This window comes from Streptomyces sp. NPDC032161 (genome assembly GCF_040636995.1).
Taxonomy (GTDB): domain Bacteria; phylum Actinomycetota; class Actinomycetes; order Streptomycetales; family Streptomycetaceae; genus Streptomyces.
The window spans coordinates 16,184-28,915 of sequence record NZ_JBEZVN010000004.1; the positions used below are offsets into that span (position 1 = coordinate 16,184).

Here is a 12,732-nt window from a genome sequence, read left to right on the forward strand (position 1 = left end):
CTTATGCGGGCCGGCCGACCGGTCGTGTCCGCGTCCGCGTACGAGCCGATCGACCGAGCGGCGGGCCGGTTGTTTGAGCGGCGGGCCGCCGCCTTCCCGGCTGGTGGCCCGCCGCTCTCGTGCATCGTGCGAGGCGTCGGGGCGCGGGGCGGGCAGTGGAGCGTCGGATGGCACGCCCATGAGCCCTTATGGAGACTGCCGTGTTGGCAGATGCTCGATAACCAGGAGAAATGAGCAACTCTTGCCATTCGGGTGCACCGTCGTGAACTATGGGGATGTCGCCGCGAAGGGATGCGGTCCGCGCCCCGACCTGTACCGAACCGGCCGTTCCGTAGGGGCCCGCGCCGCCGGTGAAGACGTCCCCCTACGGAACACCCGCACCACCAGCACAGACAGAAGGGACCACCGTGTCAGACCTGCGACTCGGCGTCGTCGGGCTCGGCCTGCGCCGCTCCATCGCGACGTCCGCCCACCGCCCCGGAGAGGGGGCGGCCATCACCGCCGTCTGCGACCTCGACCCGGAGGTGCGCCGACGCGAGGCCGAGCACTTCGGCACCGACGTCGCCGTCGACGACTACAAGCTGCTCCTCGGACGCGACGACCTCGACGCGATCATCGTCGCCACCCCGGACGACACCCACGAGGCCATCGCCGTCGACGCGCTCCGGGCCGGCAAGGCCGTCTTCGTGGAGAAGCCGCTCGGCATCACGGTCGAGAGCTGCGACACCATCCTGCGTACGGCGTACGAGACCGGCACCCGGCTGTACGTCGGACACAACATGCGTCACATGGGTGTCGTGCGGCTCATGCGTGACGTCATCGCCCGCGGTGACATCGGCGAGCCGAAGGCTGTGTGGGTACGGCACTTCGTCGGCTACGGCGGTGACTACTACTTCAAGGACTGGCACGCCGACCGGACCCGCACCACCGGTCTGCTGCTCCAGAAGGCCGCCCACGACATCGACGTCCTGCACTGGCTGGCGGGCGGCTACACCCGCCGCGTCAACGCCCTCGGCGACCTCCTCGTCTACGGCGACCTGCCGCGCCGCGAGCCGGACACGCCGCGCCCGGCGAACTGGCTGCGCGAGTTCGACTGGCCGCCGACGGCCCGCAAGGACCTGCACCACGTCGTGGACGTCGAGGACGTCTCGGTGATGAACATGCAGCTCGACAACGGCGTCGTGGCCGCGTACCAGCAGTGCCACTTCACCCCCGACTACTGGCGGAACTACACGGTCATCGGCACGGAGGGGCGCCTGGAGAACTTCGGCGACGGTCCGGGCGACGAGGTCAGGGTGTGGAACTCCGGACCCACCGGATACCGCCGTGACGCCGACATGACCTATCGGGTGCCGGACGCCGGCGGCTCGCACGGCGGTGGCGACACCCGGATCATGGCGGAGTTCTGTCGCTTCGTGCGCGACGGCGGCGTCACCGACACCTCGCCGGTCGCCGCCCGGATGAGCGTGGCCGCCGGTGTGCTCGCGACGCGCTCCCTGCGCGAGGGCGGTGTGCCGTACGAGGTGCCGGGCCTCGATCCGGAGCTGGTCGCCTACTTCGAGCGCGGCCAGGTCCGCTGAGGCACCCCGGGTCCCGATCGAGCCGGTGGAGCCGACCGGGCCGACCGGGCCGGAGGGTGCCGTGCCCCTCCGGCCCGCCCTCCTCCGGCCCTCCGATGAGGGTGTCGCCCGCATCGCCGCGCCCTTCACTGAAGGAGTCGCGGCGTCACTTTTTGGTCATGCGCGGTGGGTAACCGGCGTCGGCGGGTTTGACGACCGCCCGGAGACGCTTCGCTGTGATGCGTGAGGGCTCCGGGGGAGTTGATGGCATTCACCCGGTAAGTCCCATGCCGGGATTCGAGGTGTCGGTCTCTCAGGGTCACCGGACCGCCACCATGAGAGTTCGGTGTGATCGATTTCACGCCAATGAGGCACATTGATGGCCGACTTCGAACGCGTGGCCGGATCGCGGTCGGCATAATCGCGTCCATGTCGATCACGGGTGGAGACGTCGTTGATCTCGGGCGGGGCCTGTACGCATGGCTCCCGCCGAAACGGGGCTGGGGGCTGGCGAACTGCGGTCTGCTCGTCTCACCCCGCGGCGCGCTCTGGATCGACACCCCGTACGACAGGACGCTGGCCGGCCGGTTCCTGGCCGAGTCCACCGCGCTCCTGCCCCACGGTGTCTCCATCGACCGGGTGATCGTCACCCACGCGAACGGTGACCACTTCTGGGGCGCGGGTGTGCTCCCGGACGCGGAGATCATCGCGACCCGCGAGGCCCGCGAGCACATCCATTACGAACCCACGCCGCAGCAGCAGCACGCGCTCGTCACCGGCGGCGACCGGAAGTCCCCGCTCGGGGACTACCTCGCGCGCCACTTCGGCCCGTTCGACTGGTCGCGGACCGAGCCCGTGCACCCGACGACGTACTTCACCGGCGAGCTCGAACTGACCCTGGGGGAGTACCCGGTCCGGCTCACCGCCCTGCCCTCCGCCCACACCACCGGCGACCTGATGGTCCATCTGCCCGAGCAGAAGGCCGTGTTCAGCGGGGACGTCATCTTCTCCTCCACCGCGGCCCGGCCCGGTGACCACGCGGTGCACTGGGCGGGCCCGCTCGGCAATGTGATCGCGGCCTGCGAACAGGTCCTCGCCACGGGCGCCGAGACCATCATTCCGGGGCACGGACCGGTGCTCGACCGCGCCGGGGTGCGCGAGCACATCGTGTACCTGGAGTACGTGCGCGAGCGCGCCCACGCCTTCCACACCGCGGGCGTCCCCGCGCTGGAGGCGGCCCGCCGGGTCATCGGCGAGGGCCGCTATCCGGAACTGGGGCTCCCCGAACGGCTGGTGGTGACCATCGGCAGCGAGTACCGGCAGCTCGACGGCTCCGAACTGCCCGGAGTGCTCCAGGTGATGACCGATGTCGCCGTCGTCGCCAGGGAAGTGGAGCAGTCCCGCGAGCCGGTGGGTACGGCCGAGCAGTGAGCAGAGTCTCCGCGGCCGTTTCCGCCGGACACCGGTCCGGGCAGCCGGAGGCCCGGTCCGGCCGAAGACCCACGTGGCCGACGACCGGTCCGACGACAGGGATGTGGTGACGGCATGGGATGGATCGTGGCGTTGATCGCCGCCTTCGTGGCCGCGGCGGCGGGCGTCCGCACACGGGACGTGACGCGTTCGGAGCACCTGGCGCTGGCCCGCGCCGAGATGGCCGAACGACAGGCGAAGGCCGCCGAGGCCCGTACCGCCGCCCTCACCGACGAGATCCGGCAGCTGGCCCGCCGTCGCATACCCGCCGCCGCGCTCGCCCTCTCCCACCCCACCGCACCGGTCCCCGGGCTGAGGGAACCGGCCGAGATCGACGGCGAGGCCGCCCGGCTGCTCGCCGAGGCCGTGCAGGCCACCCGCGCGGCGGTGGTCGAGGAGCGCGGACGGGTCGACGCCGCCGCTCGCGCGGCGATGCGCGGCACCTCCGCGAAGATCCAGTCCCTCCTCAACCAGTCGCAGCAACTGCTCCACGAGCTCCAGCACGAATACGACGACCCGCGGATCCTGCAGCTCGACTTCCGCAACGAACTGGCGTTGCGGCGCACCCAGGCCACCGCCGTGCTGTGCGACGCCTGGCCGGGGCTCGCCCGTCAGAACTCGCCGCTGGTCGAGATCGTGCTCGGCGCCCAGTCCCGCGTCGCGGGCTACGAACGGATCAAGGTCGCCAACCATCTGCGCGACGAACGGCTCGCGCTGGTCGCCCGCGCCGCCGAACCCCTCGCCATCGCGCTCGCCGAACTGCTGGCCAACGCCACGGCGTACTCGCATCCCGACACCGACGTGCAGGTGACCGTCCAGCAGAGCGGGGGACGCGGGGCGTTCCTGGTCGTCGACGACGGTGGCATCGGCATGGACGACGACCAGCTGGAACGGGCCCGCGGGCTGCTGGCCGGCCGGTCCGAGGTGCTCCTGACCGAGCTGGGCGACCCGCCCAGGACCGGCTTCGCCGTCGTCGGACGGCTCGTGGCGCAGTACGGCTTCGACTGCCACATCGAGGCGTCGCCGTTCGGCGGCATGCGGACGATGCTGCGCGTCCCCGCCCACCTGCTGACCGTGCTGGAGGACGACCACAGCCTGTCCGCGCTCGCCCCGGCACCGATCCGGTCCCACGGCCCGGCGTCCGGTCCGCCACCGGCGTCCGGGTCCGCCGTCCCGGCGGGTGCCGGGGCACCTTCCGGTTCCGCGCAGGGCCCCACGGCGCCCTCCGGTTCCGCGGTGTCCCCCGGATCCTCCGGTTCCGGAACCGGGCAGACGCCCGCCGCCGCGACCACGGCCACGGCTTCGTCCACCGCTTCCGCCTCCGCCGAGTCCTCCACCCCCGCCTCCGCCTCCGGGCAGGTGTCCGCCTCCGCCGGGCAGCCCGCCGGGCTCCCCACCCGCCGCCGACGCTCCCCGAGACCGGCACCGGCCCGTTCCGCCACGACGGGCACCCGGGACCACGAAAGCGTGCCCCGTACACCGGAGGAGGCGGGGGCTTCCTGGGCGGCACTCCAACAAGGCACCCTCAACGGCAGGAGCTCGACCGGACGGGCGGCCGCCGCACCGGCACCGGACGGTCGTGCGCGCCACCGCCCCGACGACGAGCACAGCCACCACGACCAGAAGCACCACCACGACGGCCAGGACGACCAAGGAGACGAGACGTGAGCGCCCCCACCCCCACCACCGGTGACCTCGCCTGGGTGCTGACCCCCCTGCTGGAACTCCCCGGGGTCCAGCACGCCGTGGTCGCCACCGGTGACGGCCTCGTCGAGGGCGCGTCGCCCGGCCTCGACCAGGCCTCGGGCGAGCGGGTCGCCGCCATGACCGCCACGCTGCACGCCGCGGCCCGCGCGTTCACCACCGCCTTCACCGACGTCCAGTCGCCGCACCTGGCGCAGACGGTCGTCGAGTCCGACCAGGGCTTCGCCATCGTCGTACCGGCCGGGAACAACACCACGCTCGCGCTGTTCGCGGAGCCCGGGGCCAAGCTCGGCGACATCGCGTACCAGATGCAGGTTCAGGTCAGCGCCCTGATCCGGGCGATGAACGCACCCGCCCGCCGACCGGACACCGCCGAACGGCCATGACCGCCGGCCGAGGACGCCGCCTGATCCCCGCCTACCTGGTCACCGGCGGCCGGTCCCGGCCCGCCGGGCCCGCACTCGACCGGCTCGCCGTACTCGTACGCACCGACACGGCACTGTCCCCGGACACCGGTTCCGAGCAGCGCAGACTGTGCGAACTGCTGGAGCCGGGCGCGCTCACCGTCGTCGAGTGCGCCGCCCACCTGGATCTGCCGGTCAGCGCAACCGTCTTCCTGGCCACGGACCTCGCGGCCGCCGGACATCTGCACACCCGACCGCCCATCCCCAGCGCAGGGGAGATCGACCGGTCGCTCGTCGAGAGGCTGCTCGTTGGACTCCGCTCCCTCCACTGACCGCGCGGGCGTCGGCTATCTGCCGTCCGCCGCCCGGACCCTGATGAAGATCGTCGTCACGGGTCCGTTCGGCGTGGGCAAGACCACGCTGATCCGTACGCTCTCGGAGATCGCCACGCTCCACACCGAAGAGGCGATGACCCAGTCCAGCACCCGGTTCGACGACACCGCGGGCCTGCCGGACAAGACCACGACCACCGTGGCCGTCGACTTCGGCCGGCTCACCGTCCTCGACGACCTGGTGCTCTACCTGTTCGGCACCCCGGGCCAGCAACGGTTCTTCCCGCTCTGGGAGGACATCGCGCGCGGCGCGCTCGGCGCACTCGTCCTGGTCGACACCCGCAGGCTCGCCGACTCCTTCGCGGTCATGGACATGGTCGAGGAGCAAGGGCTGCCGTACGCCGTGGCCGTCAATCGCTTCCCCGACGCCCCCGCCCACAGCGACGATGTCCTCCGCAAGCACCTCGACCTCGCCCCCGAGACCCCGCTGGTGCAGTGCGACGCACGCGGACGCCGCGGCAGCATCGACGCGCTGATCGCACTGGCCGAGCACGTGCTGACCCGACTGCCCCGCCCCGAGGACGCGTCATGACACCGTTCGCACAGCCTCCGCAGCCCCTCGCGCTGTACGGCCCGGACTTCGCCGCCGATCCGCAGGGGCACTACCGGCGGTTGCGGGAGCACGGCCCGCTCGCCCCCGTCCGGCTCGCCCCCGGCATCGACGCGCTCCTGGTCATCGACTACCAGGCCGCCGTCGACCTGCTGCGCGACACCCACACCTTCACCAAGGACCCACGCGCCTGGCAGGCCACCGTCCCCGAGGACTCACCGGTCCTGCCGATGCTCGGATACCGGCCCACCGCGCTGTTCAGCGACGGCCAGGTGCACGCCCGCTACCGCGAGGCCATCAACGACGGGCTCGCCCTGATCGAGCCGCACGTCCTGCGGGCCGAGGTCGCCGGGGTCGCCCGCCGCCTGATCGGCGAGTTCTCCACCACCGGCAGCGGCGACCTGATCGCCCAGTACGCCCGACGGCTCCCGCTGAACGTCTTCGTCACCTGGTTCGGCGTGGCTCCCGGCGATGCCGAGCGCGTCGTCGACGGCATCGCCGGGATGTTCAACTCCGCCGAGAACGCCGCCGCCGCGTACGCCGACCTCGTACGCGTCGTCACCGATCTGGTCGCCGCCCGGCGTGCCCGGCCGCGCCGCGACCTGACCTCGTACCTCCTCGCCCATCCGGCGGGCCTGGACAACGACGAGACGGTGCGTCAGATCAGCCTGCTGATGAGTGCGGGTCACGATCCGACGACGAATCTGATCGGCAACGCGCTGCTGCACATGCTCACCGACGCCCGCTACGCGGGTTCGCTGCACGGCGGCGCGATGACGGCGCACGAGGCGATCGACGAGGTTCTCTGGCAGGATCCGCCGCTGGCCAATCTCTCGGCCCACTACCCGCGCCACGACACGGAGTTCCACGGCGTCCGGCTGCGCGCCGGACAACTGGTCCTGGTCTCCTACGCGGCGGCCAACACCCAGTCAGGGCCCGGCTTCTCGGCCCCGGGAACCCGCTCCGGATCCGGCGCCCACCTGGCCTGGTCGGCCGGTCCGCACCGGTGCCCGGCCAAGCAGCCGGCGCTGCTCATCGCGATGACCGCGATCGAGCAACTCACCAGTCAGCTCTGCGATGTGGAATTGAGCATTCCGGTCGATGGTCTGAAGTGGCGGCCGGGACCCTTCCACCGTGCCCTGGTGAGGCTTCCGGTACGTTTCACTCCTGTCGAGATGAACGCGGCCATGGAGCCGACGGACGCGGCCACGGCGCCGGACGACGCAGCCGACATCGCGCACGACCTCGCACGGGGCGTCACGCACGACCTCACGTGAGGTGTCGCGCACGACCTCACGCGGGAAGGCCCGCCGGCGGCGCCGATCGGTCCGTGAACCGTGTCGGTAGTACGCCGAACGGGTGAGGGGCGAGAGAATTGCCCGATGAACAGCGGGCGCAGCGGGCGCCACGCCGACCGAAGTACAGACGGGGTGGTCCGGTGAGCAGGTATGACAGGTACGACGTCACGGACGAGCAGTGGGAGGGGCTTGCCCAGGTCGTGCCTCTGCGCAGCCGCAACGAGTGGCCGTCCAGGGTCGATCACCGCACGGTCCCGGACGAGATCCCGGAGGCCGAACAACGGCGCCTCGTCGTGATCCGGGTCCAGGTCTTCGCGGACGCGCGCGAGGTCGCGGAATACCTGGTCGCGCACGTTCCGGTGCTGCTCGACCTGACCAGCGCCGAGACGGACGTGGCCAAGCGCATCCTGGACTTCACCAGCGGGGTCGTCTTCGGGCTGGGCAGCGGGATGCACCGTGTCGACCGGAACGTCTTCCTGCTGTCGCCGGTCGGCATGGAGGTCGAGGGGGCCGCGGCGGCGGGCCTCCCAGGTTCGTAGCGGAGCCGGCCCCCGGTCCGTGGAGGGCGGGCGGCGGCGGTGCGCGGGCGCCGGTCGACCGGGTGTGCGACGGTCGCGTGGTGGGCGGGGTGTGGTCGTGCCGGGGCGGGCCGACCGGTTCGGGGTGGGGCGTCGGGTGTGCAGGGGTGGTTCGGGGCGGGGTGGCTCCGGTGGGGGCAGATCCCTCGATCGAGGGAATAGCGGCTGTGCAGGATTGCCGTGGCAGACGTAGCCCGATCGTAGGAAGGTCCGTCTGGCGGAACGATTCTGCTCTGCGTGGTCTGCATACGGTCCGCCCATGACTGCACTCCGCCCGGGTGTCACCACCCCGCCGCCCGTTCCCGGTACGTCGGGGCCCGGTGCCGTCGCCATCGCGGGGGTGCCCGGCGGTGAGGGTGTCCGCGTCCGTACCGGCCCGGTCGTGCGGCCCGTCGCGGACGCCGGGACCGTCGTGCGGGCCGTCACGGGTGCGCCGGGTTCCACCACCGAGCCCCTCCGCCACGCCGGAACCCGCCGGTCCGACGGCTCCGTCCGGGCCGCCGGGCCGGTGGTGACCGAACTGCGCCTTTCCGCGTTCGCCGCGCACCGGGGGGCCACGTTCCCCATCGGCCCGGTCACGCTCTTCACCGGCCCCGGAGGCAGCGGCAAGTCGAGCGTCCTGCGGGCGTACGAGGCACTGGCCCGGCTGGTCGGCGGGGATGCGCTCGGCGAGGTGTTCCCGGATCCGGCGGGCTGTGTACCGGAGGGCGCCGCGGCTGATGCCCAGGGGCGGCGGGGGTTCCGGATCGGCTGCACGACGGACGGCCCGGCGGGGCCGGTGCGGCTCGATGTCGCCGTCCAGGCGGAACCCACCCTCCGCGTCGTCGGAGAACGCCTCACCGGCGGCGGTGAGACGCTGCTCACCACCGCGTTGCGCGATCCGGGCCGCTCGATGGTCCAGGCGGCCTGGCACACGGCGGGCACGGTCCCGGTCACCCGGGCACCGCTGCCCGACGACCGGCTCGGAACGGCCCTGCTGCCCCTGCGGGTGGCGGGCAGGACCGAGGGACAGTTACAGGTCCTGGCCGCCGCGGAACAGACGATCGTGGCCCTCCGGTCCGTCTTCTCCTGCGAACCGCGGCCGTCGCGGATGCGCGCCCCGGTCCCGGCGGGCGACGACCGGCTGCGCCGGGGCTGCGACAATCTCGCGGCGGTGCTGGAGCGCACGCACACGCGGTGCGTCCGCCGCCATGCCCGCCTGGTCGCGGCGGCTCGCGTCGGCTGCGCGCGGCCGGTCACCGCGCTGGGCGTCGAACGGTCGGCGGACGGGCTGGTGCGCGCCACGCTCGGCCGCGACGGCGGGGGCACCACACCGCTCGGACGGCTCGGCGACAGCGAGCTGAGGTACCTCGCGCACGCGCTGGTACTGCTCATCGGCCCCGGGGCGCTGGCGGTGGATGCCGTCGGGGAGGTGCCGTCGGCCATGCAGACACTGACCGTGCTGGCCGACGGATTCGACCGCGACCTGGACGGACGGCAGTTGCGCGGACTGCTGGATCTCGCGGTGTCGGTCGGCGCGACCGGGCACATCGGGCTGGTGGGCACGGTCACGGAACGGGGTGCGGCCGGGGCCAGGGAGACGGCCGGGGTGACGGTGATAGACCTGTAACGGTGACAGAACTTGATGTACGGGCCCTGCAGCGACGACTTGCCGCGTTCGCGGCCGCGCGTGACTGGGAGCAGTACCACACCCCGAAGAACCTGGCGATCGCCCTCAGCGTCGAGACGTCCGAACTGGTGGAGATCTTCCAGTGGCTGACTCCGGAGGAGTCGGCGCGGGTGATGGAGAGCCCCGGCTCGGCGCACCGGGTGAAGGACGAGATCGCGGACGTCCTCGCGTATCTGCTGCAGTTGTGCGAGGTGCTGGGGGTCGACGTGCTGGCGGCACTGTCGGAGAAGATCGACCGGAATGAGATCAGATTTCCGGTTCCGGAGCGCCCCGAGGCCGCCGAATCCCAGGATCGTCACTCTTCGGAGTGATCAACTTATCCACAGTTGAATTCGTGTCCACAGATTTCCGAATTCCCCTGGCTATTCGGTGCTGGTGCCCTCACTGTGGGTAATGGATGGGTTGAGCGGTTTTTCGTACGGACGGGGGTAACACATGGAAGCGGAGCGGCTTGTGGGAGTCAGTCGGCGTGCGTTGGCGCAGAGCCGGGGCACGCCGGACATCATCGCCGAGGCATGGCAGGCCCAGGCGCTCGCCCAGGCGATCGGCAGCCGGCTGGCTGCGGAAGGTCCGAAGGAGTTACGGGGTGAGGCGCGCGGACTCAGCGAGATCGGTGGCAGGAGCGGGGGACCACTGGACCATCCGGCGGCTCGGGCACAGGTGGCCAGGGCCGCCCAGTTGTCCGAACTGGCCGAGCCCCGGGCGACGTTGACGGGATTGGGTGCGCTGCTCGGGGAGGTGGGGATGGCACTCGTCGGGGTGGCGTGCGAGACCGACGAGCAGGCGCTCTACTGGCAGTGCATGGAGGCGATCGACGCGGCCGACGAGTCGATGGACCGGGTGCACGGAATGCTGCGACGCCTCGACGAGCACGAGCGTGAACGACAACAGGATCTGGAGCGCGGCCGGGAGCGGGACGGCCCGTACGGGGCGGTGGGCGGACCGGCCGCATCGGTGAAGGGCCGACCGTGAGCGACGCGGTCCTCGACGTCCACGAGCGGCGCCCCGAGGTGCAGGATGGTTGCATGGATCTTCGAATCTTCACCGAGCCCCAGCAAGGGGCGAGCTACGACACCCTGCTCGCCGTGGCCAAGGCGGCCGAGGACCTCGGCTTTGACGCCTTCTACCGCTCCGACCACTACCTCCGCATGGGGCCGGGTGACGGACTGCCCGGGCCGACCGACGCGTGGATCACCCTGGCCGGGCTGGCGCGCGAGACCAGGCGGATCCGTCTCGGCACGCTCATGACGGCCGGGACCTTCCGGCTCCCCGGTGTGCTCGCCGTCCAGGTCGCGCAGGTCGACCAGATGTCGGGCGGGCGTGTCGAGCTCGGACTCGGCGCGGGCTGGTTCGAGGAGGAGCACAGGGCCTATGGCATTCCGTTTCCCAAGGAGAAGTTCGGCAGGCTGGAGGAGCAACTGGAGATCGTCACCGGACTCTGGGCGACCGAGATCGGCCGGACGTTCAGCTTCGACGGCATCTACTACCAACTGACCGACTCGCCCGCGCTGCCCAAGCCCGCGCAGGCCAAGGTGCCCATTCTGGTCGGCGGCCACGGCGCGAGGCGTACGCCGAGGCTGGCCGCTCGGTACGCGGACGAGTTCAACATCCCCTTCGCGTCGTCGGAGGACAGCGAGAAGCAGTTCGGCCGGGTCAGGGAAGCGGCCCGAGCGGCCGGCCGCGAGCCCGACGATCTGGTGTATTCCAACGCCCTGGTCGTCTGCGTCGGCAAGAACGACGCGGAAGTGGCGCGCCGTGCCTCCGCCATCGGCCGCGAGGTGGCGGAGCTGAAGGCGAACGGGCTCGCGGGCTCGCCCGCCGAGGTGGTCGACAAGATCGGCCGGTACGCGGCGATCGGGTCGTCCCGCATCTACCTCCAGGTCCTGGACCTGGAGGACCTGGAACACCTGGAGCTGATCTCGTCCCGGATCCAGCCCCAGCTCGGCTGAGACGGCCTCCGGCTCGTACCACCCCGCCGGAGAGCGGCCCCGGCGCTGACGCGGGGGAGACGGCTCGGGCCCGGCGGGCCGGCCGGGGGCCGTCGAGGCCGCTGGTGGGAAGAGGCCGAGGTGAGGCCCGGACGATGAAGGAGGTCACCGTGCAACCCGTTCGACGACCGGTCGAGGGAGCGCCCGCCCGTGGACTCGGACACGCGCTCTCCCGGGCGACGGTCCTGCTCGACGGCGGTCTCTCCAACCAACTGGAGGCCCAGGGCTGCGACCTGTCCGACGCCCTGTGGTCGGCCCGGCTGCTGTCGGACGGGCCGGAGCAGATCGTGGCCGCGCACACGGCCTATGTGCGGGCGGGTGCGCAGGTGCTCATCACGGCGAGCTACCAGGCGACCTTCGAGGGTTTCGAGCGGCGAGGGATCGCACGGGCCGGGGCGGAGGAGCTCTTCGCCCGCAGCGTTCGCCTCGCGCGGCGGGCCGCGACCGGGGCCGATCGGCAGATCTGGGTAGCCGCCTCGATCGGTCCGTACGGGGCGATGCTGGCGGACGGCAGTGAGTACCGGGGCCGGTACGGGCTCTCGGTCCGGGAGCTGGAGCGGTTCCACCGGCCCCGCGTCGAGGCACTCGTCGGGTCCGGGCCCGATGTGCTGGCGCTGGAGACGGTGCCGGACGTCGACGAGGCCGAGGCGATGCTGCGCGCGGTGGAGGGGTGTGGCCTGCCCGTCTGGCTCTCGTACAGCGTGGCGGGGGACCGCACCAGGGCGGGGCAGCGGCTGGAGACGGCCTTCGCCCTGGCCGAGGGGCGCGACCAGGTCCTTGCCGTGGGGGTGAACTGCTGCGAGCCGGCGGACGCGGACCGGGCGGTGCGGGTGGCGGCGGAGACGGCCGGGAAGCCGGTCGTCGTCTATCCCAACAGCGGCGAGCGGTGGGACGTCCGGAGCCGGGGATGGACGGGCGGTGCCACGTTCGATCCGGGGAGGGTGCGGTCCTGGCGGGACGAGGGGGCCCGGCTGGTGGGCGGGTGCTGCCGGGTCGGACCGGCGACCGTCGCGGCGCTGGCCCGAATACTCGATGCCGATGCCGATGCCGGGCGTGCGGAAGGGAGGAACGACCAGGAAGGACGGCAGCGGCGAGGCACCTGAAAATGCTTGGTGGTGGG

At 72.0% G+C, this 12,732-nt stretch carries 13 protein-coding genes; all 13 read left to right on the forward strand.

All coding sequences use genetic code 11. The features are described from left to right. Positions 1–407 precede the first annotated feature (407 nt). The 13 genes from AB0E67_RS12495 to mmuM all read left to right on the forward strand — a co-directional run bounded on the left by AB0E67_RS12495 (position 408) and on the right by mmuM (position 12,715). Positions 408–1,580 (forward strand): Gfo/Idh/MocA family oxidoreductase, encoded by a 1,173-nt coding sequence (locus AB0E67_RS12495; RefSeq protein ID WP_362024717.1) that lies wholly within the window; start codon positions 408–410, stop codon positions 1,578–1,580. 408 nt (positions 1,581–1,988) lie between these two features. After that, the gene (locus AB0E67_RS12500) at positions 1,989–2,990 is read left to right on the forward strand and encodes an MBL fold metallo-hydrolase (protein ID WP_362024720.1); all 1,002 of its coding nucleotides are present in this window, start codon (positions 1,989–1,991) and stop codon (positions 2,988–2,990) included. Between the two features lie 114 nt (positions 2,991–3,104). Beyond that, positions 3,105–4,697 carry an ATP-binding protein gene (locus AB0E67_RS12505; protein ID WP_362024722.1) on the forward strand — a complete coding sequence of 531 codons (1,593 nt, stop codon included), beginning with the start codon at positions 3,105–3,107 and terminating at the stop codon, positions 4,695–4,697. Beyond that, the gene (locus AB0E67_RS12510; RefSeq protein WP_362024725.1) at positions 4,694–5,119 is read left to right on the forward strand and encodes a roadblock/LC7 domain-containing protein; all 426 of its coding nucleotides are present in this window, start codon (positions 4,694–4,696) and stop codon (positions 5,117–5,119) included. Before AB0E67_RS12505 ends, AB0E67_RS12510 begins: the two co-directional genes overlap by 4 nt. Continuing rightward, entirely contained in the window at positions 5,116–5,469 is a 354-nt protein-coding gene (locus tag AB0E67_RS12515) for a DUF742 domain-containing protein (protein WP_362024728.1), read from the forward strand. Before AB0E67_RS12510 ends, AB0E67_RS12515 begins: the two co-directional genes overlap by 4 nt. Continuing rightward, complete coding sequence (locus tag AB0E67_RS12520) at positions 5,447–6,061, forward strand: ATP/GTP-binding protein (RefSeq protein WP_362024731.1); 615 nt, start codon at positions 5,447–5,449, stop codon at positions 6,059–6,061. The genes AB0E67_RS12515 and AB0E67_RS12520 overlap by 23 nt, the downstream gene beginning before the upstream one ends. Next, on the forward strand, positions 6,058–7,356 hold the full coding sequence (locus AB0E67_RS12525) for a cytochrome P450 (RefSeq protein WP_362024734.1): 1,299 nt from the start codon (positions 6,058–6,060) through the stop codon (positions 7,354–7,356). The genes AB0E67_RS12520 and AB0E67_RS12525 overlap by 4 nt, the downstream gene beginning before the upstream one ends. A gap of 161 nt (positions 7,357–7,517) precedes the next feature. Next, positions 7,518–7,916, forward strand: coding sequence for a cell division protein SepF (gene sepF, locus AB0E67_RS12530; RefSeq protein ID WP_362024736.1), 399 nt, complete (start codon positions 7,518–7,520; stop codon positions 7,914–7,916). Positions 7,917–8,214: 298 nt separating this feature from the next. Next, on the forward strand, positions 8,215–9,564 hold the full coding sequence (locus AB0E67_RS12535; RefSeq protein WP_362024739.1) for an ATP-binding protein: 1,350 nt from the start codon (positions 8,215–8,217) through the stop codon (positions 9,562–9,564). Between the two features lie 2 nt (positions 9,565–9,566). Then, positions 9,567–9,935: a nucleotide pyrophosphohydrolase gene (locus tag AB0E67_RS12540; protein ID WP_362024741.1), complete on the forward strand. Its 369-nt coding sequence runs from the start codon at positions 9,567–9,569 to the stop codon at positions 9,933–9,935. A gap of 124 nt (positions 9,936–10,059) precedes the next feature. Then, entirely contained in the window at positions 10,060–10,596 is a 537-nt protein-coding gene (locus tag AB0E67_RS12545) for a DUF6099 family protein (protein ID WP_362024744.1), read from the forward strand. A gap of 53 nt (positions 10,597–10,649) precedes the next feature. Further along, complete coding sequence (locus AB0E67_RS12550) at positions 10,650–11,573, forward strand: LLM class F420-dependent oxidoreductase (protein ID WP_362024747.1); 924 nt, start codon at positions 10,650–10,652, stop codon at positions 11,571–11,573. Between the two features lie 149 nt (positions 11,574–11,722). Further along, a complete protein-coding gene (gene mmuM, locus AB0E67_RS12555) occupies positions 11,723–12,715 on the forward strand; it encodes a homocysteine S-methyltransferase (RefSeq protein WP_362024750.1) in 993 nt (330 codons plus the stop codon). The last annotated feature ends 17 nt before the right edge of the window (positions 12,716–12,732 follow it).